This window comes from Flavobacterium nitrogenifigens, assembly GCF_003254565.1.
Classification (GTDB): domain Bacteria; phylum Bacteroidota; class Bacteroidia; order Flavobacteriales; family Flavobacteriaceae; genus Flavobacterium; species Flavobacterium nitrogenifigens.
Genome location: NZ_QJRI01000065.1, coordinates 1 through 323, shown reverse-complemented (window position 1 = coordinate 323; position 323 = coordinate 1). Strand labels below are relative to the sequence as shown.

The 323-nt window shown below is 34.4% G+C and carries 1 protein-coding gene; it reads right to left on the bottom strand.

Going from position 1 to position 323, the window contains the following annotated elements:
• Window positions 1-287: helix-turn-helix domain-containing protein (locus tag DM397_RS00275; RefSeq protein ID WP_162615422.1), on the bottom strand; the 287-nt coding region annotated here is incomplete at its 3' end.
• Window positions 288-323 lie beyond the last annotated feature (36 nt).

The following is a 323-nucleotide window of genomic DNA, read 5'->3' as shown; positions in this document are numbered from 1 at the left end:
AGCCTGCTTCCTTCAATTTTATTTGAATTATAGGTTAAATCAATTTGTGTCCGGTGATAGATGCCGCCTTTCAGCTTCATATTCTTTTGTTCTTTTAGAATGTCCAATAAAATATTTGCACCTGCTTTTCTATTTCCTTTTTTAGGGATTACGGCATCTTCAGGAATATTCCAAGTTTTACCGGTTAGGAACACCCCTTTTAATTTTCCTGCAGAGCAATAATTGCGAACCGTCCTTTCAGACAGATTCATATTTTTTGCAAATTCTGCTACTGAAAGATATTTCATGTTTTTATATGATTCCGTTATCGGCAAATATAAGGT